At 59.6% G+C, this 24,257-nt stretch carries 19 protein-coding genes and 1 other RNA gene; 12 read left to right on the forward strand and 8 right to left on the reverse strand.

The features are described 5' to 3' along the window. The first annotated feature begins 22 nt into the window (after nt 1–22). Complete coding sequence (xrt, locus tag EB809_RS13955; RefSeq protein ID WP_190294910.1) at nt 23–1,585, forward strand: exosortase; 1,563 nt, start codon at nt 23–25, stop codon at nt 1,583–1,585. Between the two features lie 7 nt (nt 1,586–1,592). Here the strand turns inward: xrt and EB809_RS13960 are convergent, their stop codons facing one another. From EB809_RS13960 to EB809_RS13995, 8 genes are all read right to left on the reverse strand, one after another. Then, nucleotides 1,593–3,566 (reverse strand): PA14 domain-containing protein, encoded by a 1,974-nt coding sequence (locus EB809_RS13960; RefSeq protein WP_123635446.1) that lies wholly within the window; start codon nt 3,564–3,566, stop codon nt 1,593–1,595. A gap of 299 nt (nt 3,567–3,865) precedes the next feature. Then, nucleotides 3,866–4,555 (reverse strand): PEP-CTERM sorting domain-containing protein, encoded by a 690-nt coding sequence (locus tag EB809_RS13965; protein ID WP_190294911.1) that lies wholly within the window; start codon nt 4,553–4,555, stop codon nt 3,866–3,868. A 146-nt stretch (nt 4,556–4,701) separates the two neighbouring features. Then, a complete protein-coding gene (locus EB809_RS13970; protein WP_223807969.1) occupies nt 4,702–7,428 on the reverse strand; it encodes a tetratricopeptide repeat protein in 2,727 nt (908 codons plus the stop codon). A 14-nt stretch (nt 7,429–7,442) separates the two neighbouring features. Beyond that, a complete protein-coding gene (prsR, locus tag EB809_RS13975; RefSeq protein WP_123635448.1) occupies nt 7,443–8,819 on the reverse strand; it encodes a PEP-CTERM-box response regulator transcription factor in 1,377 nt (458 codons plus the stop codon). Between the two features lie 250 nt (nt 8,820–9,069). Continuing rightward, a complete protein-coding gene (gene prsK, locus EB809_RS13980; RefSeq protein ID WP_123635449.1) occupies nt 9,070–11,184 on the reverse strand; it encodes an XrtA/PEP-CTERM system histidine kinase PrsK in 2,115 nt (704 codons plus the stop codon). A gap of 188 nt (nt 11,185–11,372) precedes the next feature. Continuing rightward, a complete protein-coding gene (locus EB809_RS13985; RefSeq protein ID WP_123635450.1) occupies nt 11,373–12,320 on the reverse strand; it encodes an SDR family oxidoreductase in 948 nt (315 codons plus the stop codon). Further along, nucleotides 12,320–13,135, reverse strand: a complete 816-nt coding sequence (locus EB809_RS13990; RefSeq protein ID WP_123635451.1) for a lysophospholipid acyltransferase family protein — start codon at nt 13,133–13,135, stop codon at nt 12,320–12,322. The genes EB809_RS13985 and EB809_RS13990 overlap by 1 nt, the downstream gene beginning before the upstream one ends. Before the next feature lie 82 nt (nt 13,136–13,217). Next, entirely contained in the window at nt 13,218–14,111 is an 894-nt protein-coding gene (locus tag EB809_RS13995) for a D-hexose-6-phosphate mutarotase (protein ID WP_123635452.1), read from the reverse strand. A 207-nt stretch (nt 14,112–14,318) separates the two neighbouring features. Here EB809_RS13995 and EB809_RS14000 point away from each other — a divergent pair, with 207 nt between their 5' ends. The 11 genes from EB809_RS14000 to EB809_RS14050 all read left to right on the forward strand — a co-directional run bounded on the left by EB809_RS14000 (nt 14,319) and on the right by EB809_RS14050 (nt 24,237). Further along, nucleotides 14,319–16,808, forward strand: coding sequence for an acyl-CoA dehydrogenase (locus EB809_RS14000; protein ID WP_123635453.1), 2,490 nt, complete (start codon nt 14,319–14,321; stop codon nt 16,806–16,808). Between the two features lie 197 nt (nt 16,809–17,005). Beyond that, nucleotides 17,006–17,536, forward strand: a complete 531-nt coding sequence (locus EB809_RS14005; RefSeq protein ID WP_123635454.1) for an REP-associated tyrosine transposase — start codon at nt 17,006–17,008, stop codon at nt 17,534–17,536. Between the two features lie 239 nt (nt 17,537–17,775). Further along, the gene (locus tag EB809_RS14010; RefSeq protein WP_190294912.1) at nt 17,776–18,474 is read left to right on the forward strand and encodes a 2OG-Fe(II) oxygenase; all 699 of its coding nucleotides are present in this window, start codon (nt 17,776–17,778) and stop codon (nt 18,472–18,474) included. A 90-nt stretch (nt 18,475–18,564) separates the two neighbouring features. Beyond that, nucleotides 18,565–18,661: signal recognition particle sRNA small type (gene ffs, locus EB809_RS14015), an RNA gene on the forward strand. Between the two features lie 185 nt (nt 18,662–18,846). Continuing rightward, complete coding sequence (dnaX, locus tag EB809_RS14020; protein WP_123635456.1) at nt 18,847–20,883, forward strand: DNA polymerase III subunit gamma/tau; 2,037 nt, start codon at nt 18,847–18,849, stop codon at nt 20,881–20,883. A 123-nt stretch (nt 20,884–21,006) separates the two neighbouring features. Further along, entirely contained in the window at nt 21,007–21,330 is a 324-nt protein-coding gene (locus tag EB809_RS14025) for a YbaB/EbfC family nucleoid-associated protein (RefSeq protein WP_123635457.1), read from the forward strand. A 41-nt stretch (nt 21,331–21,371) separates the two neighbouring features. Continuing rightward, nucleotides 21,372–21,974, forward strand: coding sequence for a recombination mediator RecR (gene recR, locus EB809_RS14030; protein ID WP_123635458.1), 603 nt, complete (start codon nt 21,372–21,374; stop codon nt 21,972–21,974). A gap of 42 nt (nt 21,975–22,016) precedes the next feature. Continuing rightward, nucleotides 22,017–23,141 carry a ribonuclease D gene (locus EB809_RS14035; RefSeq protein WP_123635459.1) on the forward strand — a complete coding sequence of 375 codons (1,125 nt, stop codon included), beginning with the start codon at nt 22,017–22,019 and terminating at the stop codon, nt 23,139–23,141. Beyond that, nucleotides 23,138–23,422, forward strand: coding sequence for a YcgL domain-containing protein (locus tag EB809_RS14040; RefSeq protein WP_123635460.1), 285 nt, complete (start codon nt 23,138–23,140; stop codon nt 23,420–23,422). The genes EB809_RS14035 and EB809_RS14040 overlap by 4 nt, the downstream gene beginning before the upstream one ends. Next, nucleotides 23,422–23,868, forward strand: a complete 447-nt coding sequence (locus EB809_RS14045) for a YcgN family cysteine cluster protein (protein WP_123635461.1) — start codon at nt 23,422–23,424, stop codon at nt 23,866–23,868. Before EB809_RS14040 ends, EB809_RS14045 begins: the two co-directional genes overlap by 1 nt. Further along, on the forward strand, nt 23,869–24,237 hold the full coding sequence (locus EB809_RS14050; protein ID WP_317848724.1) for a hypothetical protein: 369 nt from the start codon (nt 23,869–23,871) through the stop codon (nt 24,235–24,237). The last annotated feature ends 20 nt before the right edge of the window (nt 24,238–24,257 follow it).

Genomic DNA, 24,257 nt, shown 5'->3' on the forward strand with positions numbered 1-24,257 from the left:
TTGATGAACCGGGATGTTAAACATGGATCGAGGGAACTCATTGTCACGCATCAGCATCTGGTCTCCGGTCGTTTTCTTGATCGCTTTCATTGCCGGTACGTTCCCCATTCTCGCGGATATCGCCGAACGCTGGGTCAAATGGGATGAGGCCTACTCCCATGGTCTGATCCTGTTGGCCGTGTGCCTTTATCTGACGGTCCAGAAACTGCGAAAGGTGCGTCCCCGCTCTGGCTTTTACTGGCCATGGCTTCTTCCGTTAGCACTGTCGACAGCGTTGTATGCCATTGGCGGCATGCTTCGGATAGAAGCCGTACAGCAAATCATGCTTCTGCCGATTTTGTTCTCGGGCCTGCTGGTTCAGTGGGGGTGGCGACAGACGATTCCGCTCCTGATCCCGATCGGATTGATCGTGTTTGCGATCCCTTTCTGGGACTACCTCGCCTGGTCGCTGCAGCTGATCACGGTGGCGGTGAATCAGCTCGTACTGGCGCAGCTTGGTATCAACTTTGTCGTGGAAGGCGTGTTCGTCTATTTCCCGGGCGTGGGGGCTTTTGAGATTGCCCATGGTTGCTCAGGTCTTCGCTATCTTCTTGTCGGGCTCACGCTGACGTTCCTTTACAGCGAACTCAATCTGGTCACGTTTCGGGCCCGTATCAGTCTGATCTGTTTTGGTGCCGTACTCGCTTTGGTCGCCAACTGGGTTCGTGTTTTCGTCATTATCCACACCGGCTATGTAACCAACATGACGTCGTCACTGGTCAATCATCACGATACCTTTGGTTGGTGGGTGTTTGCGGCGACGCTGGTACCCGTTTTTCTGTTTGCGCGCTGGTTGGAAAAACGGGAGTCGACGGTTGATCCGGAGGCATCAGCGACGGTTCAAGCTGGGCGCGCTGGTGGAACTTCCGCACTGGTCGGTGTGTCCACGACCGTTGTCCCCATGCTGCTGCTGGCCGTTGCCTTCTGGCCGGGCGAAGCGTCGAGGGCCAGCAATATGAACCTGCATCAGAATTACCGTGGATTGAGCCCGCTGGATGCGGCCGAATGGTTGCCGCTGTTCAACAACGGGCTGTCGCGTTGGCACCCGATCATGGAGCGTCCGGACCGTTCATTCGAGCAGACCTACGTTCCAAGACAGACACTTGAGACGTCGGATGAGGATAGCCAGCCGCCGCATTATTTTGTCGGTCTCTACAGTTACGACTATCAGAGACAAGGCGCTGAGGTCATCCAGTATGGCAACCATATCTACGATGGTGAGGCGTTCCTGCCGAATCAGGCCTTCACTGTTGGTCTTGAGCAGGGCGAGCCCATGGCAGGCGTGGCGATCAAGTCCCACAGCGATCCGACGCCGATCTATCTGGCCTATGCATACTACGTCGAGGGACGCTGGGAAACGGCGGAGTTGCAGGCCAAGCTGGCTCAGTTGCCGGGCGCGTTCAACCGCCGTAACGATGCATCGTTGCTGGTTCTGGGGGTTCGTTGCGGCGACTGTGATGGGCAGGCTGCTTTAAATAGCATTGCGCCCGGGATAAGGGCCCGGGCGCAAGAGTACCTCGATAACGTCTATCTCGAACAGAAGTGATCCGTTCTCACTGAACCTCCTGAGACACTTCCTCTGAGGGCGGGCTGATTCGATCACTGCTATCAACCGTCTGAACCGTAAAGTACCAGGTGCCGCTGGCCAAACCGTCGAAGGTGTAGCTCGTGGTGCCTGCGTCGACGTTCTGGGTCTGCCCGAGATTGCCGGACTCCTGGCCGTAATTGATGACGTAATGATCAATTTCGCTCAGCGCGATGGATGAACCATCCAGGCGAGTGGAGGGTGCAGTCCAGGACAGGGTGACGTTGCCCGTTGTGGTCGGCGGTTGTGTCGGTTCAGGCTCTGTGCTACCTCCTCCGGTGCCGGCTGATGTTGACTCCAGCGTCCAGGGGTCAAGATCGCTTTGGTAAGCATCCAGATTAGAGACACCACTGGTATTTGATACGGCTGAAGCGTCGTTTACCCAGGCGTTCAGGCCGTGCGCTACTTCCCAGCTATCGGGAATACCATCGGAATCGCTGTCCTGGTCGCCCGACGCTGTAGGGTCGGGCGCGGTCACCGTCTGAGTAATGGCAACATCACTGTTATTGGTCGTGTCAACGATGTTGAGTTGAGCAACGGCACTTCCCGTTCCCTCGTAGTATTCCATAGTAATCGGTACGGTCTCACCGGCACTGATACTTCGTGTATAGGTGTAAGTTGTAGCCGAATGACCAGACCAGTCTTCAATCACCTTTTCGCCATTAAGATAGACGCGAACGCCGTCATTGGTTCGGGCAACGAATTGATAGTCTCTTGCGCCGCTGGAATGTGGTGCGGTGAACTGGCCAGTCCAACGAATACTGAACGCATCGGAAGGAACGCCGTTCATAGGGGCATTACGCCCCCAGTCGAAGTCGATGGTCCCATCGACTCGATAACCTACGAAATTATTGAAATCGGTACCTTCAAAGTATTGACCGACAAATCCAGAAACTGTTGCGCTAGTTGGTGTTTCCTCTACGGGGGCTTCGTCGCTGTTGTTTGGATCTGTACCAGCCTGATATTCCTGCAAGTTTGAGTAACCATCCCCATCCGCATCCCGGGCAGCGTCGCTGCCATTGAGCGGATCCAGGTTATAAGCGAACTCCTGGCCATCCGGAATGCCGTCACCGTCGGTGTCGGCGTTGTTTTCCTTGGTGCCGATCAGGAACTCGTCGGCGGCGGTCAGGAAGTCGCCGTCGGGGTCGGTGTCAGCGTCGTTGGAGTTGGATGGATCTAGGCCATTGACGGTCTCCCAGTTGTCGTAGAGGCCGTCTGAATCGTTATCAAGTGGTGGGAACTCGGGGTTGAAGGAAAGCCCCTGGGTGCTGTCGAAATAACCAACCCGATACCCGAGTGTATAGGCCTCGGCAGAGGACTGATTCTCATAGTTACCGGATTGGCCTTCACTGTATAGATAATCGCCGGAGATGACTTCCTGGGAAATGCCCGGCCCAGACCAGGCTACGGCGAAATGCTCACCACCTGAACCCTGTTTGTGGCGGATTTCAAAGTAGTAGCGCTTTCCCCCTTCGAGTACTTGTGTGCCAGACGTTTGGGACGAGTACTTGGTGTAGTTGTACGGGGTGGTGTAGTTCGGCACTGACGCAATGATTTCAGCATTGGAAGGCGATTCGTTGGTGCTGAACAAGAATTGGGTCTCATCGTCACCCGAAACATAAAAGGTGTATTCGCCATTGGTCGGGGGCTCAATGTAACCCCGCACCAAACTGCCGTAGTAATTCCCAAGGCCTCCGGGATTGTCCAGGGACGTCAACTCTTTGGTGGTGTTGGGGTTGTCGGGATAGGCGTCGATGCTGGTCAGGTCGGAGACATCAGACCCTGTGATTCCGGTCCAGATCCTGAACTGCACTTTCCCTGGCTCACTGGTTGCCGGCAAGGCCGCGGGTGGCGGGAGTTCGCCGAACTGGGAGGGCCACATCTGGCAACCGTGGATAAATAAGATGGTGCTACCTATCAGCAAAACCTTTGCGTTATGCATAAGTCGTCACCCGAATCGAGTACAAACTTGGCATGGGGATGGCCATTCCGGCGTCCCGCGCCTTGTGGCGAACCCACCAGGGACGCTGAACCCATCACTGTGACCTTGACGGAGTTCTGGCGTCAGGAGAGTGAGTTACACAAAGTATCGTTCCCGCAGAAAGGCCCTGCCACGTGGATTTAGGAATCTTTTGATCTTTAGAGAGGGATGTTATTCGTTTAAATGATGAGCAAACATTTGCCCGGACAATAGGGGAGACGGGCCCGCGCAAGGCGGGCCGTTCCGCTTTTAACTTCAGGTCAACGGCGTCTTCGGAACGTAAGAAGGCCGCCCAGCCCGAGAGCGAACAGCGCCAGACTGGCGGGCTCGGGTACCGAGATAATCTGGAAGATCGAGAAGTCGCTCTGGTTATTGCATTTACCGGTGCCGCACGTGTTCGAGTAGAGTGCGTCAAAGGTCAGCGAACCGATCAGGTTCTTCCCGAAAATAGCGCCGACATCCACCGTTCCCGGCGAGCCGAAGACTGCGGTGCTGGCCGCCAGCGGAGGCATGCTTGAATCGCCGTCGATGGTCAGCGAGACGAAATCATCGCCTGGATTGAGGTAGACATTCTTCAGTACGGCAACGCTGGAGCTGCCATCCAGGAAGGTGGCGGTAATCCGGGCAATCTCTTCGACGTCTCCGAATTCCGGGCCGTCGTAGAGAAAGGCGAGGGAGAAGCCACCAAGCACGAAGCCGGATGACGAACTGGCGGTCAGGCTTTCCCGCAATCCGATTTCATTGGTGCCGGAATCGCCAGCGACACCAACGCCGGCGGCCGTTATACCGTGTTCTGTTTTAGTGCCGAGCTCACCGCCTGTGGCGGAGAAGGTTAAACCGCCGCCATAGCCAGAGGCGATGTCGGTGGCTGTGATGACCGTTGCACTTGCCCCCACAGAAAGCATTCCCATTGACAAGGCAAGTGCCAGTCCATTGGTCGGAATACGCATGGCGGAGCCTCCTCCTGCCAACGTCATGAGGAATACAATTGCTGCGATTTACATGCCATGGGGTGTGCGAAGAGGAAAATCAGAAGGTTACGTCTGACTTGCCGAACGGCGTTGTAAAACCGTTCGACAAGTCGCATAACGCGGCATTAGAGCTTGGAGAGTATCTTCTGAGCTTCGTCCTGGCGTCCTGTCGATTTGTAGGCTTCCGCAAGATGCTGGGCGATTTCAGTGGTTTGCGGCGACAGCTTGTAGGCTTTTTCCAGTACGGGCAGGCTACCGCTGTGATCCCCCTGCTGGAACAGGATCCAGCCGTAGGTATCGGCAATCGCCGCGGAGTCCGGTTTGAGGTTGTAAGCTTTTTCGGCAAGCTGGCGGGCATCCTGTTTGCCGGATTCGTGGTACAGCCACGCCAGGTTGTTCAGGGCCACCACATTCCGGGGCGAGGTGTTCAGGACTTGCTGGTAAGCGTCCATGGCTTTCTGGGCATCACCACGTGTTTGATAGGCCATGGCAAGCCGCATTTGCAGGGCCTCGTTCCCCGGATGGTCTTCGACGCCGCTTTCCAGCGCCTTGATCGCCCGCAGCTCCTGCTGGCTTTCTCCGAGGGCTTCGACGAACAGCAGGGTCAGCTGCGGTGAGTTGTCCTTGGCCAGGGCCAGCTCATAGAGATCCGCCGCTTTGCCGTAACGCTTCTTGTCCTTTTCATGCGCCGCTTCGACGACATAGGGCTGGGGCGAATCCGGGTGTTTCAGTCGGGCTTCCTTGAGGATATCCCGGGCGGCTTTCTCATTGTCCATCTCGAAGTAGACCTGTGCGGTCTGCAGGGCGATGGCTTCGTTGTCCGGGAACAGCACTTGCGCTCGTTGCATGATCGCAAGGGCGTTCTGCTTGTCGTCGGTTTTCAGCTTGTTGCCGGCGACCGATCCGTAAACGTTGGCCACAGCGCCGGTATGTGGTGACAGCTCGTTCTCACTGACCGGCTCAAGCAGGGAGGCAGACAGTTCGTCAGCCCGATTGATGTTGTTGGCGCGCAAGGCCAGTTCGAGCAGGGCCAGCCTGGGAGCAACAGCATCCGGATGGTCCTTGGCGACTTGAGCCAGGTAAGCCTGCAGCTGCTCAGGCGAGGTGACCTGGGCCAGGCCTTGAATGGCTGCTCGGTTGTCCGGCGCCTTGGCGATGGCGGCCTTGAACTGGCGGCTGGCTTCGTCCGTGTTGTCCTGGCTCATGGCCAAGCCACCCAGTGCGTTGTTGGCGCGAGGGTCGCTGTCTGACAGTTTCAGCGCCTGGTTGTAGTACTGTCGGGCCTGAGACGCATCACCGGCGCGGGCCGCCAGGCCACCACTGACCAGCAGTGCCGTGATGTTGTCCGGTTGTTCCTTGACCCAGGCGCTGGCGGATTCTTCAGCGGCCTGGGTGTCGCCGGCCCGGACATAGGCATTGATGATCAACTGGCGTGCCTGGTCATTGTCCGGTTGCGCTTCCATAACCTGTTCGGCCTGGGCGATGGCGGTGTCGGTATCACCCTGTTCAACGAGGTAGTTGGCGTACCGCAGACGCAGGTCGTGGTTGTCCGGGTCGAGTTCCAGTGCTTTCTCAATGTACTTGCGACCGGCCTCGTCATCACCGCTGGCCAGGTGGGCGATGCCGATCAGCGCCAGGACACCGGGGTCTGTCTGTTTGTCATCCAGATTCTCGAGCAGTTTGCGGGCTTCCTCCGGACGCTGCAGGCGTAATTGGGTGGCGGCCAGCAGTTTACTTGCAGCCGGGGAGTCCTGGATCTGGCTGATCGGCTCAAGCAGTTCCTTGGCTTCTTCAACACGCCCCTGCTGGAAGCGGATCATGCCCAGCATAATGGAACTCTGGACGTGGTTGGGGGCCTGTTTCAGCACTTCGTTCAGGTAGCGGGCGGCGCCTTCCAGGTCGCCTTTACGATAGGCTTCCTGCGCGGCGTCGAAATTGCTCTTGATGGTGCCAGGTGCCGACTTGGCCAGGATTTCCTCGTAGACAAAGGCTTCCGACGATTTGCCTTCCTCACGAAGCACGCTCACCAGCGAGGAGATCGTGGTGTACTTCCGGTAGGTCATGATGTCGTACTTGCCGATGTCTTCCAGCGCACGGATGTAGGCTTCCTCGGACTTCTCCCATTGCTTCTGTTGCTGGGCCAGTTGGGCCTTCCAGAGCCACAGTTCCGGGTCGTTGGCGTCCACATCTTCCGCTTGCTTGATCTTTTGCCGGGCAAGATCGGCGTTGCCCTGGGCCTGCGCCACCTTGGACAGTCCAATCAGTGCCAGGGTCGATGTGGCGTCGGAATCCAATGCCTTCTGGTAGGCGGATTGCGCTTTGGGGTAGTTCCTGGCGGCCAGTTGAATGTCGCCGCGCAATAAATCAGCCCGGACCTGCTGGGTCCGATCCGGCGATTTCAGCTTGTCCAGGGCCTTGAGCGCGGCATCGCTGTCCTGGCGCATCAGGAAGGTTTTGGCCAGGATGAGCTGGATTCGGTTCTGGATGTTATCGGTGGTGCCTTTTTCCTGAAGCTGCTTGTCGATTTCCTTGACCTGACGCGCCGCGGTCACGGCATCGCCGGCGGTGATCAGGTTATCGATAATGATGAAATAGGGATCCACCTTGTGTGGGTTCAGGTCGATGGCGCTGCGCGCTTCAAGCGTACTGGCCTTGAGTTCACCCTGACGCTGGAAAAAACGGGACTGATCCAGATGGCTGAGGTATTGCAGCTCCTGCTGGCTCATTTCTTCCTTGTCGTCACTGCACCCGGTCAGCAGGGAGGTAAAGGCGACTGCCAGCAGGGTAATGCGAAACAACGTCTTCCACTTCATTGTCAGGTCCTTGTCATCCAGATACGGGGCGTCCTTCATGCCGCCGGTGCCGATCAGGCACCGGAAACGGCAGGTGATGTCTCGATTTTATACTTGTCTGTCAGGTTGTAGAGGGTGGGGCGGGTGATGCCGAGTAACCGGGCGGCCTGAGCCATGTTGAAGTTGCTGGTTTTCAGGGCATGGTTGATGGCCGAGCGTTCCGCATCCTCGCGGACCTGACGCAGGTTGAGCACATTGCCGTCATGGACGAAATCGTCGCATCGCAGCTGCAGGTCGCTGGCCGTGACGCGTTTGCCTTCGGCCATGATGGTGGCGCGCTTGATCTTGTTGATCATTTCCCGGACATTCCCGGGCCAGCTGTAGCTCTGGATGGCCTGCATGGCATCTTCCGAGAAGCCGAGGTTGGGGCGATCCAGCTGCCGCCCCAGCGACTTGAGAAGCGATTGGGCGATGACAATGGCATCGCCATCCCGTTCACGCACGGCGGGGACGTCGAGGGTGATTTCACTGATCCGGTAGTAGAGGTCTTCACGGAAATCGCCGCTGGAGACCAGGTCTTCCACGTTGCGGTGGGTCGCACACACCACGCGCACGTCCACATGGATCGGGTTGACGGCGCCAACCCGGTCAATGACCCGTTCCTGCAGGAACCGCAGCAGTTTGGCCTGCAGCGGCATGGGCATGTCGCCGATTTCGTCGAGGAACAGCGTTCCCCCGTTGGCCATCTCGATCTTGCCTTTCTTGCTCTGGGTGGCGCCGGTGAAGGCCCCTTTCTCGAAGCCAAATAACTCGCTTTCCAGCAGGTTTTCCGGAATGGCGGCACAGTTAATGGCCGCGAAGGTATGGTCCGCCCGCTGACTCATATCGTGAATGGCGCGGGCAAGCAGCTCCTTACCGGTGCCGGTTTCACCGATGATCAATGTGGTCACATCGGCCGGAGCCACTTTTTCGACCATCCTGCACAGTGAAAGCATTTGAGGGCTGGCGGCCACGATCCCCTTGATCGACGTGCCGTTACGACCCTGGCTGAGCTCGCGGTTCTCCAGTTCCAGTTCGGCCAGACGGAAGGCGCGATTGACGACGAAAGTGAGAATGTCCGGATCCAGCGGTTTCTGGTAGAAATCGCTGGCACCCATGCCAATGGCACGGACTGCGTTCTCCCGGTCCTCGCGCCCGGTGACGACGACCACCTTGGTGGTGGGGGACAGGCGGACAATGTCGTCCAGCAGGGCGAACCCTTCTTTCGCGCCGCCCGGGTCGGGGGGCAGACCCAGATCAAGTGTGACGACCTGAGGCTCGAATCGACGCAGTGCGGTGAGGGCCGCTTCGCGATCGCCGGCGACGACCACTTCAACATCGTCGGTGAAGCACCAGCGCATCTGACTTTGCAGGCCAGGATCGTCTTCGACAATCAATAAACGCTTATTCACGACAGAACCAAATCCTTTTTTCTGATCGGTGACGTTGGGCGCTGGGTGATATAACCCTGAACACCTTTGAGAGCTTTCTTCTTTACTGCCGACGGCTATTCTCGGCGCCGTCTGTTAACATACTGTAACACTGATTCTGGCTGTATTTTGACGGAAATCAACAGATATGCACTCCCTATTAAGGGAATGAACAAAAATTTGACAAACATTTAACTGTTGGTCGTTTTGTGAGCAGGTCGATGGCCCCCGGTCAGGCGTTCTCGGCAATCGGTTGGGGCGGTTCATCGAGATCGCCGCGCTTGATTTCGGGCTTTCCCAGCGGCAGCCGGACCGAAAAACAGGAACCCACTCCCGGTTCGCTGGTGACGTCGATGTTCCCGCCTATCTGGCGAACGTATTCCCGCGCCTGATAGGCGCCAATGCCCATGCCGGCCAGTCCCTTGGTGCTCTCGAACGGCTTGAACAGCTTCATCTTGATGAAGTCCTCGTTCATGCCGGCGCCGGTATCCTGAATAAAAATCACCACGTGATCGGAGCCTTTCTTCAGGTTCAGGGTGACTTCGCCGGTGGGTGGGGTGGCGTCCTGCGCATTCTGGATTAAGTGCCCGATGACGCTGCGCAGCTGTTCGGGATCGGCCCGGACCCAAATCGGTTCGCCGGGAGGATGGTAAACGGGTTTGGGTTCGCTGCGGGTATAGTGATGCGCCAACTCTTCCAGCATCGATTCGAGTTCGATCGGCTGGACCGGCATCTCGTTCGTGGCGGGCTTGCGAATATGGTCCACCAGGCCGGACAGTTTGGTCACCGCATGCTCGGTGGTGCGGATCATGTCGTCGATGAATTCGGGGTTGTCGCGATGCCTTTCCGCGTTTTTTACCAGCAGCGAGAGCTGGGCGATCATGGTTTTGAGGTCGTGTACCATGAAGGCGGACGCCTTGGATACCGCCTCGAACTGCATCGCACGTGAGAGCCGGTTCTGGGCATCGGCCTGGGCCAATACGTTACAGGTCTGGCGAGCCACGACCCGGACAAGGTCGAAGTTTTCCCAGTTGAGCTCCACTTTGGCGTAGGGCGACCCAACCAGGCAGACCCCATAGAGTTCATCGCCCAGGTACAGTGGGATCACGAGCCAGCCATCGGGGAACTTGAGGATGGCGTCGGGTATTTCCAGCAGTTCGTAGCGGATCGGATCGATGTGGTATTCCGACAGGTCGATGATCCATTCCTTTTCATTGAAGAAGCTGACGATGTTGGCGTCGCGGTCGATCATGGTGTGCCTGGGCGGCGTCAGGTTGACCGTGGTGTGCAGCACGTAGTTACCGTCTTCATCCCGGACCCAGAGCGCGCCGGCGTTGCTTTCCACCAGATCGGCCATGATCCGCACGACCCGCTCGGGCAATGGGGGATCTTCCGTGAGGTTGGCGAAAATCTGGGTCATTTTCAGCCACTCTTCCCGGTAGTCGTACTTGTAGTCAAAAAAGTTCTGGCTGATGAAAATCATCAACCGTGCCCGGAACCGGCTGGAGCTGAGCAGCGCGGTAAACAGCACCAGGAAAACGGTCAGGAACAGGACCTGCAGCGCTTGGCCCCAGTCCCCGCCCAGGGTCCGGACGTAATAGCCGCCAATGGCCACGAAAATCAGGTAGGCGCCGGCGAAGGCGATGGCCCCCACATGGAACACGGCATTGCGGGAGAGCTGGAAATCCACCGGCTGTTTGCGGGTATTGATGACGTTGACGGCAAACAGCGGCGCCAGGAAGGCGTTGGCGGCGCCCCGGGCACTCCAGAACGAATCCGACAGTTGGCCGAAGAGCAGGGCGTCGGAATACATAAAGAAGTCGTAGGCGAAGATGCCGCCAATCCCGATGCACAGGTACTTCATGCTCGAGCGGCCGAAGGAGAGGGAATTACGCCAGATCTGTTCGATCAGGCAGACGCCTAGCAAGGACACGGCAATCTGGCCGACGACCTTGGTCTTGCCGTCCAGCAGTTGCCAGCCGAGCGCGTATTCAAGAGCGCCGCAGGTCAGCAGTGACAGAATCAGCAAGCCGATCGCCGTGCCCAGCACCCGCCGCAGGGTAGTCGCCATGTGGCCAGAGCGCTTGCTGTCGCGAATCAGCGCAAACAGCACGGCCACCCAGGCGGCGTCGCGAATCAGTTCCAGCAGGTAGCGGATAAAGAAAGGGGGCTGGTTCCAGATCATCTGGGCCACGAGGGACGTGGCCCAGATGGTCGACACCATAGCGGCCAGCATGAGCGCCCGATCCGTGTTGCGCCTCAGGTATTTGGAGCCCACCAGGATGGCCAGGGCCGCGTACGCAAGGGCCGCAGCGGAATGGCTCACCAGACTGAAGTCGATGCTCATGGGTACTCGTCCTGTGAGTTTAGGAGCCTCTGACTAAGCACGAGGGCGCCGCGATCACCGGTGCCGCGCCCGTTTTTCGACCAGTATAAAAGCAATTCTGTCGCAGATGCACACAGTCTGTGGTTTGGGGCGCCGGGAAGTCCGCTTTCCAGGCACCCCGCCGTTGCGCACCGGGTCCGGCAGGGGCTTTAAACCGGATGTTTGTTTTCCCGATAGTAGCGGAAGATCTCCTTCAGCGGCCGCTTGGGTTTGAAGCCGAAGGTATCGCGGAACGTCCGCCCATCAATCACCACCGGATACTTGAAGAAGCTCATCAGGTACGAGGGGAAGCTCTTCATATTCAGCAGGCGCGCAATGGTCCGGGGCAGTACCGGCGGAATCGAGGGAATGGGTACCCGGGTGCAGCCACTGAGCTGGAGGGCGTGTTGGTAGGCGATCCAGTCATCCGGCGCGACGTTGAAGACACCCCGTTCCGGCTTGCGGTAGCTGAGTACGATGGCGTCTGCCATGTCATCGATGTGGATGAACTGCATCATCGGCGAGAAACCGGCCAGCACCGGGGCGCGGCGGCTGGCCAGGAGAGTACTGATCGAGTTGCGCACGCCGGGGCCGACGATGTTGCAGGGCCGCAGGACCGTGATGTTGAGATCCGGGTAGCGCCACAGGTAGATGTTGGCCAGGTTCTCCAGTTCGATGGAGTCGACCAGATCCATGCTCAGGCCGGCCCCCTTGAGCGGTGCCTGCTCGTCGATCAACGCGGGGTTATAGGCGCTGGCCCCGTAGACGTGGTAGGTGGAGAGCACGATCACCCGGTGGATACCGTATTTATGCGCCAGATCCAGCAGCTTCTGGCTGCCCAGTACGTTGGCGTTGTATCGCCGCATGCGGGTTTCCTGGCTCGACATGATGCGGCCCAGGTGAATGATGCCCTCGAATTGGAAGCGGCGGAATAGGTCCTCGAACACCCGCTTGTTGAAATCGATGCAGTAGCTGGGAATGTCGTCGCCGAGGTAGACCTGCTCCCGGAAATCGACGGCGACCAACTGGTAGTCGTCACGCAGGCGGTTGATGACCTGCTGGGCCAGGGCGCCAGCGGCACCGGTGACCAGAATCTGTGGTTTGCGTTCGTTCGCCATCAGAACAGCCTTTTCCTCTCGCTCAATCCCTGATTGATCAACTCGTTGATCTCCGCCTTGACCACCTCAACCCGCTCGGTGACCTTTTCTTCCGGAATGTCGGCGTTGTCGAAGTGCATGGGTTTGCCGAACTTGAGATAAACCTTGGCCGGAAACACGAACGGTACGGCCAGGGGCACGTATGGCAATCCAAGCGCCTTCGCCAGAGGCTTTACGTTGGCCACGGCGGGAATGGTTTCCTCACAGCCCACCACACCGACCGGCACGATGGTGGCGTTGTATTGCATCGCCAAGCGCATGAAGCCGTTACCGAAGCGCTTGAGCTGGTAGCGGTCGCTGTAGAGTTTGCCCGAACCACGGATGCCTTCCGGGAACACGATGATGGCCTCGTTGTTGGCCAGCATCTTGGCGCAGTTCACCGGGTCCCCCAGCACGGCTCCGATCTGGTTCAGGATATTGCCGAGGTAGGGCACCGTCGGGAAGAAGCGCTCGATCATGGCCCTGGGCAGCCGCGGGTTCCTTTCGCGCGAGGCCACCGCGGTGCCGATCAGCAGGCCGTCGATCGGCAATTGCCCGCTGTGGTTGGCGATCAGCAGCACCGGACCTTCGGCCGGCACGTTGTCGACGCCATCGGCCACCACCCGGAAATACTTCTCGTAGATCTGCTTGGCCAGCGAGAAACCGATCTTCAGCGAATCGTTGTTGTAGCCCCAGGGGTCGTAGCCCAGCGAGCCGAGCGGCTTGCGGATCCGGTTGACCTGGTCTTCCAGCGATTGCGGAACGACTTTTTCCTTGATGAACGATCTCAGACTCATCAGCGCTTCCTGGTTGGTATTCTCGTTGTCGGCTGTCCGTAACAGTGCAGGATACGTGCCCCTGTTGTTTTGGAACGGTGTTCTAGCACCGTGACAGCACCAATTCCGTGGTGTGGCTCTCGCCGTTCATTAAACGGATAAAGTGAGGCCATGCATTGGCGGTTTCGACGCACAGCATGGTTTTCCAGGCGTCATCCGGGAAGTCCGACAGCCGTTTGGCCTTCTCCGGACCGGGATTCCAGACCACGGTCGACTCGCTCCCCTGGGTTTCAATACGGGTAACGTGCCTGGGTGTATGCACCAGAATGGGGCCGCCTCGCTGGTAGATCCGATCCGTCTCACCCCGAAAGCGGACGTCGCCGGATTCCAGGATTTCCTGCCAGTCGTGGAGGGTATCGATGTAGTGAGTCTGCTCCAGACCGCTCAGGAAACTGTGAGTCACGTCCGCAGTCGGAAAATAGGTGTGCAGGGCTTCGGTGTACTCCACCGGCGTTGAGCCCGTGTTGTGCGTTGTCAGCAGGATCTGGCAGTGCTCGGCATTGAAGCGGAAGGTCATCCGGGCCCGCAGCGGCCAGGGGCTGCCGATATCGCCACAGTTGGCGGCATCCAGCATGAGGCTGATTTCCACATCCTGTTCCGATTCGTGGATATCGGCCAGGGTCCACGCGTGGGTGCGGGCAAAGCCGTGCGCTTTATCCGTTTGTGCCCGGTTCGCGACCGGTTCCGGGTTGCGCCGGGCGTCGCCAAACCAGGGCCAGCAAACCGGGATGCCGCCGCGAATGGCGCGGCCCTGCTCGAAGGTGGCATCCGGACTCATCCAGAGCCAGTTGTCCTCGCCCGTGGGGGCAAAGTGGGTGAGGTGGGCGCCTTGCAGGAAAATACGGGCCGAAAAACGGGGATGCCTGACTTCAATGGCGTCGAGGTCGCCGTGGGTGATCCGGGCGGTAAACAGTGCATCCGATTTGCTTGAAGTCATCCAGTTCGGTCCTTTTGACGCATATGATGGGGAACCGGCCGGTTTGTCGTCACTGACCGGCGTTGTTCCTTAGTTTGAGTCTTCCACGATTTTGTGATCATAGTGTTCGCGTCCGGCACCTGACCAGCCCCCTTTTGCGGAAAAATCGGGCGCTGGTCAGGAGATGAGCCGGTTCACTCTACCGTGTCGGTAAATGGAGGAGCCTGCATGAGTGTCCTGTTTCTTCTGATCAGTGCGTTAGTCCTGCTTTACTTTGGTGTTGGCGGCACCGTCGCGGGCGTTGTCATGACGCTCGCCACCCTGTTTGGCATGTTCGAGGATGACTGGCATGTCCTCAGCATCCTGATCGGCGGTGTGTTGCTGGCCTTCGCGCTGATACTCGTTTTCCCCGGTGGTTTGCGTCGCAATCGGTTGAGCCGGCCTTTACTGGGCTGGGTTCGCGATCGCTTGCCGTCGCTGTCGGACACCGAGGCGGAAGCGCTTAAATCCGGGAGCGTGGACTGGGATGGCGAGTTGTTTTCCGGTCGCCCGGAGTGGGACAAATTAATGGATGCGCCACATGCCCATCTCAATCAGGCCGAGCAGGCGTTTGTCGACGGCCCGGTGGAAACGCTTTGCGGCATGCTGGATGACTGGAAGATCACGAACGAACTCTATGACCTGCCACAGGAAGCTTGGGAGTTCATCAAGAAGGAAGGCTTCTTCGGGCTGGTGATTCCCGAGGAATACGGCGGCAAGGGGTTCTCCGCGACCGCCCACTCGGAAATCGTGATGAAGGTGTCGACCCGCAGTGTCTCGGCCGCGGTCACGGTCATGGTGCCCAACTCATTGGGGCCCGGTGAGCTGCTGATGCATTACGGCACCGACGAGCAAAAACAGTATTACCTGCCGCGTCTGGCAAAAGGTGAGGAGGTGCCGTGTTTCGCGCTGACCTCGCCGGTCGCCGGCTCCGACGCCGGGGCGATTCCCGACAAGGGCATCGTCTGCCGCGGTCAGTGGAAAGGCGAAGAGGTGCTGGGGCTCAAGGTCACCTGGAACAAGCGCTACATCACGCTGGCGCCGGTGGCGACGCTCATTGGTCTGGCGATCAAGGTCTACGACCCGGACGGCCTGATGGGCGGTGAGGAAGATCTGGGCGTCACCTGCGTCATGATCCCTCACGATCTTGAAGGCGTGAATCACGGCGCTCGCCACCTGCCCATGAACACGGTCTTTATGAACGGTCCGACGTGGGGCGAAGACGTCTTTATCCCCCTGACCCAGGTGATCGGCGGCGAAGGTATGGTCGGCCGGGGCTGGACGATGTTGCTCGAATGCCTGTCCATCGGCCGCTCGATTTCGCTGCCGGCGCTGGGCACGGGGGCCGGTAAGCTGGCCTGTCTCACCACCGGTGCCTACGCCGGCATTCGCGAACAATTCGGCCGTTCCATCAGTCATTTCGAGGGGGTACAGGAGGCGCTAGAGCCCGTCGCCGGTTACACCTACATGATGGACGCCGGGCGGCTGCTGACCTCCGGCATGCTCGATCGGGGCGTACGCCCGTCCGTTCCCTCTGCGGTGCTGAAGTACCGCAACACGGACCTGATGCGTAAAGTCATCAACCACGCCATGGACGTTGTGGCCGGGCGCGGTGTGATCACCGGTCCGCGCAACTTCCTGGCCCGGGCCTATCAGGCGGTGCCCATCGGCATCACGGTGGAAGGGGCCAACATCCTGACCCGCAGCCTGATGATCTTCGGCCAGGGGGCCATTCGTTGCCACCCCTACATTGTCGATGAGATCGAAGCCGCCGGCATGGAGGATGAAGAACAGGCCGTTCGCGCCTTTGATGACGTGTTCTACAACCACATGGCACACACCACCCGCAACGCCCTGCGGTCGTTCGTGCTGGGGCTCAGTCATGGCTGGCTGGAGCCGGTGCCCGGTCGCGGCGGATTGCAGCGTTACTATCGCCAGCTGGCGCGATTCACGTCGGCGTTTGCGGTGCTCACCGATGTCACCCTGCTGACCATCGGCGGCGGCCTGAAGGCTCGTCAACGGCTTTCCGGGCGCATGGCGGATTGTCTGGTGGCGCTGTATTACGCCTCGGCGATCATCAAGCAATGGCACGAGGAAGGCTATCCGGAGGACAACCGTCCGGTGGTCGAGTGGGGACTGCAGCGGTGTCTCTACGACTTCCAGAACGCCATGAAGGCACTGATCGAGAACTTCCCGGTACCAGCGCTGCGCTGGCCGCTCAAGCTGCTGGTCTTCCCGATTGGCGCCTGGCTCAAAGCGCCGGACGACCGTCTCGGTGAAGAGGTGGCTCTGTCCATCGTCAAGGATGCCCCGGTCCGCGAGCGCATCGTGCGCGGCGTCTACCAGCCGGTGACCCCGGACGATCCGGTGGGCCGCGTGCTGCACGCCTACAACATGGCCAACGCCTGCCGGGACGCTCGCGAGCGTCTCAACGAAGCCATCCGCAAGACCGATCCGGACGAGTTGCAGGACATCGAAATGTTGATGGCCCACCAGCGCTCGGAACTGGTGGACTGGGCGATCGAGAAAAACGTGGTGCGGGAAGACGAGCGCGACACCCTGATCGAAGCGCTCAGCGCCCTGTACGACGTCATCCGCGTGGACGCCTTCGACGGCGACGCCATCAAGTCGCTGGCGGAATGCTCCGAAGGCAAACTCAGCGAAGTCGCCCGTCCGTGACGACCGGTCGGCCGGGTAGGGATGGAACCCTGCCCGGCGCTTTCTCGTCTCGCCTAGCCCTTGGTGCATACCCGCCGTAGGTTGGGCTGACAATGGAAGCCCAACAGAAAGCAGGTTAAAGGGCGCATTAGAACGCCGATCATTTTGAAATTCCTCAGTGGGACCGATAAACAAAAGCCAAGGGATGGCAGCATCATATGCAGTACCGTCGATCCGATATTCCGGGAGCGACTTACTTTTTCACGGTAAATCTTGCCCAGCGCAATTCAGACCTTTTGGTTCGCCGAATTAGCGATCTCCGTTCAGTCATGTATGAGGTAAAAGCCAGGCATCCATTTTCGCTTGTGGCAATGGTGGTCATGCCGGAACATTTGCATGCGATCTGGCGCTTACCGGAAAACGACGCCAATTACCCGCGCCGCTGGTCATTAATCAAGGCAGGCTTCTCAAGAAGGATTGAAAGAGGGGAGCGTATCGCACCCAGCCGTGAGGCAAAGAGAGAACGTGGGCTATGGCAGCGCCGCTTCTGGGAACACCAGATCAGGGATCAGGCGGATTTGGAGACACATGTCGACTATATCCACTACAACCCGGTAAAACACGGCTGGGTCGAGCGTCCCATCGACTGGCCGCATTCGACAATACATGGATACGTTGCGAGAGGTTGGATGGATACCGATTGGGCAGGTATTGATGACCTGGGCGGGGAGGCGTTTGGTGAAAGGTAAGGTTGTGTTGGGCTTCCTGCGTCAGCCCAACCTACATGAGCCGTTTCCCCTCAGTTCAATGGTACCTCCGGTAGGTTGGGCTGACGGAGGAAGCCCAACAGACGCCGGCTTGCACTGATGTAGACCAGCCTCATCATGATTCAGCGTAGGGATCATTCCCTATCCGGTCCGACCAGAAAAAGAGGGCAGCAGGGCGGGTTTGGTCGTACACTGCTGGCAGTTCTGTTTGAGGTATGGCCATGCCCTCTGTTCCTTTCGATGCCGCGGCTGCGGTTGATCTTGCACTTCAGCAACCTGCTGGTTCGGCGGCTATTGAGTCGTGGCTGGATGCGGTTTGTGACGACCTGGCTGAATTCGGCTGGACCAGCCAGTCGATCCTGCCGCTCGTCCCTGACGGGTTGATGGGCGACCTGCGTGGTGAGGTGCAGACCCTTCACCGCTCGGAAGCGCTGGACACGGCGGGTGTCGGGCGTGGCAAGGATCACACCCATGACCGCTCGGTGCGTCGTGACCGTATCGCGTGGCTGAACGGGGAAACGGGGCCGCAAGGTCAGTTGTATTCGCTTTTCCAGTCCATCCAGGACGGCTTGAACCAGCGCCTGTTCCTGGGGTTGAAGCGATTCGAGGCGCATTACGCGACCTATGAGTCGGGCGATTTCTATCGCTGCCATGTGGACAGCTTTCGTGGTCGTTCGTCACGCATCATCAGCCTCGTGTTGTACCTGAACGAGGGCTGGCAGGCGGCGGATGGCGGTCTGCTGCAGATCTTCAACCGGGAAAATCCGGATGAGGTCTGTGGTCAGGTTCTGCCGGAAGCCGGTCGGGTGGCTCTTTTCGTCAGCGAAGACGTGCCCCACGAAGTGCTTGCCGCGCAGCGGACCCGCTACAGCATTGCCTGCTGGTTCCGGCGGGATCCGATACAGGGCATCGCTCTGTAAATCCATCTTCAAAAAGGCGTTGATGCCGCCGGTGCGGCCTGCTAAGATGCGCGCCGCATCCGGGGCAATACCGGATCGTTATGGTGGCTCCGCCGGTGCCTCCGCAACAATAAACCGTGAACCCGGTCAGGCCCGGAAGGGAGCAGCCGCAGCGGTGGACTTGGGTGCCGGAGTGTCGCTGGTGGAGTCACCCCCAGTTTCCTCCCTGTTGAACATCCCCGATTTTCTCCTTGTTTAAAATCCAGCCAAATCAGCCGGCTACGGTATATTGGTATGACGCCTGCCCGTGCGGTATTCGCGCGCGGTTTCCTTCTTATCACTGGCTGTCCATGCTATCGTTAAGCCCGGTTTGAACGGGACGTGACGCATTCGATGAGCTATCAGGTTCTGGCCCGAAAATGGCGGCCAAAGACGTTTCAGGACATGGTGGGGCAGGAACATGTGCTCAAGGCACTGGTTCATGCACTGGACCATGAGCGCCTGCACCATGCCTATCTATTTACCGGAACCCGCGGGGTGGGGAAGACCACCATTGGCCGGCTTCTGGCCCGCTGCCTGAACTGCGAAACCGGGATTACGTCGTCGCCCTGCGGTGAGTGTGACAGCTGCCAGGAGATCCTGGGTGGCCGTTTTGTCGATCTCATCGAAATCGACGCCGCGTCCCGCACCAAGGTCGAGGACATGCGCGAGCTGCTGGATAACGTCCAGTACGCGCCGACCCGTGGCCGCTTCAAGATCTACCTGATCGACGAAGTCCACATGCTTTCCAACTCCAGTTTCAACGCCCTGTTGAAAACGCTGGAAGAGCCGCCCGACCACGTCAAGTTCCTGTTTGCGACCACGGACCCGCAGAAACTGCCGGTGACCATCCTGTCCCGCTGCCTGCAGTTCAATCTCAAACGGATGACGCCGGAACACATCGTCGGTCACCTCAATTACGTGCTGACCGAGGAAGGCATTCCCTACGAAGAGCCGGCTCTCTGGCTGCTGGCCCGGGCTGCCGACGGCAGTATGCGGGACGCCCTGAGCCTGACCGATCAGGCGATTGCCTTTGGCAACCAGAAGCTGGCGGCCAGTGACGTTAGCGCCATGCTGGGTACCATCGACCAGCGGGACATCCATCAGATTGTGGATGCCCTGGTGCGCAGCGATGGTCCGGCGATGCTTTCCGAGATTCACCGGATTGCGGAGTTTGCGCCGGACTACAGCGTGATTCTCAGTGACCTGTTGTCCTTGTTCCATCGGGTCACCCTGGAACAGGTCGTGCCCGGCAGCGCCGACAACGCCATGGGCGATGCGGAGCACGTCAAGGCGATGGCGCGGCAGCTGAGTGCCGAAGACGCCCAGCTGTTCTATCAAGCCGCTCTTGTGGGCCGCAAAGATCTGGCGATTACTCCGGACGCCCGCATGGGCTTTGAGATGGCATTGCTGCGGATGCTGACCTTCCGTCCGGGAACTGATCGCCGCGATCCACCCGTGATCCAGAGCAGTGAGCGCCGTGATGCCGGCACGCCGGGCGACGATCCCGAGCCTGCGCCCGCCCAACCGGCCACCGAATCGGTCGCGGCGGCGCCTGAACCCACGCCACAGCCGGAACCGCAAGCGGAACCAGAACCTGCCTCGCCGGTACAAGCCGACGCTGAGGCAACACCTGATCCGTCGGAGCCTCCGCCCGCGCCGGTCGCCGAACCGGAACCCGCACCGGCACCGGCACCCGCTGTGGCTGAGGAGCCGGAACCCGTGCAAGCCTCGGCCCGGCAGGAAGAATCGGTGCCGCTGAGCGCCTATGACGATCCCTCGCTTTCTGCCGATGGTGAGGTCGACATGGATCTGCCGGAAGAGGTGCCGTCCGCGTCGGAGCCGGTAGCAGAGCAGCCAGCGCCTGAACCGCAACCGGAGCCTCAGCCTCCGGTATCGGCGCCAGCACAGCCGGCTCCAGCAGCGCCTGTTGAAGACAAGCCAGCGCCGGCCCCGACAGCCGCCATTGAGCGCTCAGGGCCAGTTAACGAGCCCATGGAAACCGCCGATCCGGCGAACTTTGAATGGCAACGGGATTTCCGGGCGCTGGGGCTGAGTGGCATGGCGGGCAACCTGGCGAGTCAGGCTGCGTTCGCGAAAACGGGTAAAGATGTCATTCTGACCCTCGACAGCGGTCACGCGCGGCTGCTCAATGATCGGCACGTCTCGCGGATTACCGAAGCGCTCGGCGCCTTCTTCGGAGAGTCTGTCACGGTGACGTTGCAGGAAGGTGAGCCCGGGGAAGCCACGCCGGCGGCGTTCGCCGAGCGCGCCCGGATTGCACGCCAACAGGCGGCCGAGTCATCGATTGCCGGGGATCCGATCGTACAATCGATCATGCAGCGGTTTGACGGGGCGATTGTGGACGGCAGTATCGAACCGGTCAAATAGGTCGCTGTCCAAGAGGAATGTCTGACGGACGCGTGAAAACCGGTGTGGTCAGGGTTGAAATCCCGCGGTAAAGCCGCACAACGCCGTCAGGTGAATCCGATATCCAGTACTGAGGTGCTACGCATGTTTAAAGGTATGGGCGACCTGATGAAGCAGGCCCAGCAAATGCAGGACGAGTTCAAACGCGTCCAGGAAGAGGTGGCAAAAGCCGAGGTGACCGGGGAAGCCGGCGCCGGACTGGTCAAAGTCACCATGAACGGCCGTCACGATGTGAGCAAAGTGGACATCGATCCCTCGCTGCTCACCGAAGACAAGGAAATCCTGGAAGACCTGCTGGCAGCGGCTGTGAACGATGCGGTACGACGCGTCGAAGAGCATCAGAAGGAGCGTATGTCCGGTATGGCCTCCGACATGGGTGTGCCGCCCGGCTTCAAGATGCCGTTCTGACGTTACGCTCTTGATAACGAATAAGCAGTAGAGGAATCCGGATGGCTTTCAGTCCGCTGGTCGATGAACTTGTAGAATCGTTGCGTTGTTTGCCGGGTGTTGGCCAGAAAACCGCGCAGCGGATGGCGTTCCATTTGCTGGAGCGGGGCCGGGGCGGCGGTGAACGCCTGGCCAGCGCCTTGCAGAACGCCATGAGCGGCGTCCAGCGTTGCCATTCCTGCCAGAACTTCGCCGACACCGACCTGTGCAACCTCTGCGCCGACGACAAGCGCCGCACCGGCACGTTGTGCGTTGTGGAAAGCCCGTCGGATCTGCTGGCCATCGAGCAGGCGGGCTATTACGACGGCAGCTATTTTGTGTTGATGGGGCACCTGTCGCCCATCGATGGCGTCGGCCCGGAAGAAATCGGCATCGAACAGCTCCTGCGGCGGATCCGGGACGAGGGCGTCACCGAGCTGATCCTGGCCACCAACCCGACCGTCGAAGGCGAGGCCACGGCCCACTACATCGCCGATCGGCTGGACGGTCAGAATGTCTTGATCACACGCCTGGCCCACGGTATTCCGGTGGGTGGCGAACTGGGGTACGTCGACGGCTTTACCCTCGGCCACGCCTTCCGCGGCCGCAAGCCCCTGAGCGAATGATTCCTTCCGATCGAAACGCCTCCATCCAACCTGGAACGCTTCATGACTGATACTTCCACTGTGCGCTGGCTGAACACGCCTGAAGAACTCGATCGCTGGCTGGCGCAGGCGCCGGATCGGCCACTGGCCCTGGACACCGAGTTCGAGCGGGTCAGCACCTTTTTCCCGATTCCCGGGCTGGTGCAATTGGGCCTCGGGGAGGATCTGCGCCTGGTGGAACCGGCGGTCGCCGAAGCCTCGCAAGCCTTCCGCGACTGTCTGGCCGGTACCGAGCGGCCCAAGCTCCTCTACGCCATGAGCGAGGACATGGAGCTGTTCCGCCACTGGCTGGACCTGGAACCTCAAGCCGTATTGGATCTGCAGCTGGCCAGCGCGCTGGCCGGTCTGGGCTTCTCGGTGGGCTATGCCAAGCTGGTGGAAACCCTGTTTGATGTGGCCATCGACAAATCCGCGACCCGCTCCGACTGGTTGGCCCGCCCGCTGTCCGACGTTCAGTGCCGGTACGCCCTGGAGGACATCCGCTATCTGGAGCCGATGTACGAACGGTTGACGACCCTGCTCGAGGAGCGGGGCTTCTATACCGCCTGGCTCGAAGAGAGCGAACGCTTTGCCAAGGACTTGGCCAGTCAGGGCGAACCCGAGGACTATTACCTGAAAATACGCGGTGGCTGGCAGCTGAATCCTCGCCAGCAGGCGGTCCTGCGTGAGTTGGCTGCCTGGCGCGAGCAGGAATGCCGTCGTCGAGATCGCCCACGGAGCCGCGTGCTGGCCGACGCGGCGTTGATCCGGATCGCAGAGCGCATGCCGGAGAGTAAGGGCGCGCTGGGCGCGTTGCAGGAGGTGCCGCCGGTGGTGGTGCGTCGTTATGGCGACACCTTGCTCGCGTGCGTCGAGCGCGGCGAGTCGAGCGAAGGCATTACTGATAGAATTGAAACGCCGCTGACCCGGGACGAGCAGGGCCTGTTCAAACAGGTCAAGCGCCTGTTCCGGGGTGAGGCGGAAGCCCGCGACGTTCCCGTTGAACTGGTGGCCCCGCGCAAGCGTATCGAGGCCTGTATCCGTCGCTGGGACAGCAACGATGACGCGGCGCGTTTTTTCACTGAAGGTTGGCGCGGTGACATGCTGGCGCCGGTCCTGGACGATGTATCGAGAGTATTGAGCGAATGAACCGGCAGTTTGTTTCCGTATTCCGCAGCGGCAAAAAAGCCGATACGTACCTGTACGTCCGTCGCAATCAGGTCTGGGACGATCTGCCCGAGGGCTTGCGCAGCATCTTCGGGACACCACACCATGCGATGGACTTGCTGTTGACGCCGGATCGCAAGTTGGCGCGCACCACGGGGCAAGAGGTGCTGTCGGCCATCGAGGAAAAGGATTTCTATCTGCAGATGCCGGAAGAGCAGGCGGATTACATGGTTGAGTTCAAGCAAAAACTGAAGAAAGAGTAATGATTGCAGCGATTCCTTTCTGGCAACGTAAGCACTTTCACGAGATGACGCGTGAAGAGTGGGAATCGCTGTGCGACGGTTGTGGCAAGTGCTGCCTGACCAAGCTCGAGGATGAGGACACGGGCGAGGTTTACTACACCGACCTGGCCTGTGAATACATGGATGGCGACAGCTGCCAATGCACGGTCTACAGCCGGCGCCAGGAAAAGGTGCCGGATTGTATCGTGCTGACACCCGACAGCGTTGGCGATTTCCACTGGCTGCCACAAACCTGTGCCTATCGCCTGCTGGCGGAGGACAAGCCGTTGCCGGACTGGCATCCGTTGGTCTCCGGTGACCCTGACAGTGTCCATCGGGCTCAGGTGTCCGTGCGCCAACGCACCGTTTCCAACGCCAGCGTGCCGGAAGCGGACTGGGAAGAACACATCATTCATTGGGTACTTTAAGTGATCGATTTACCAATTCAGATGGACTCGCAGGCCCAGGCGGCCTACCTGATTTTCTGGGCCGTGTACGCCATCGGCTTCCTGATCTTCGTTTTCCTGATGTCGCGTTTGCTGCGCATCATCCCGGTCTACGGGATTCGCACCTTGATTCTGGCCGCGTTGGTGGCGCTGCTGCTGACACCGGTCCAGTCCACGGAGGCGGCCAACTGGTGGATTCCGGCCTGGCTGCATGGGGGTTATGAAACCATACTCGGTCACACGGAAGAAGCGGCTCGGGCCTTCTCGAACATGGTGCTGGTTGGCGGATGCGTGCTGATTGTCTGGATTCTGGATCTGGTCCGGGTGCGGATCTGGCGCCGCGAGGCCTGATGGCGGCCGACTAAATCGCT

This window comes from Marinobacter sp. R17, assembly GCF_003789045.1.
GTDB lineage: Bacteria > Pseudomonadota > Gammaproteobacteria > Pseudomonadales > Oleiphilaceae > Marinobacter_A > Marinobacter_A mangrovi.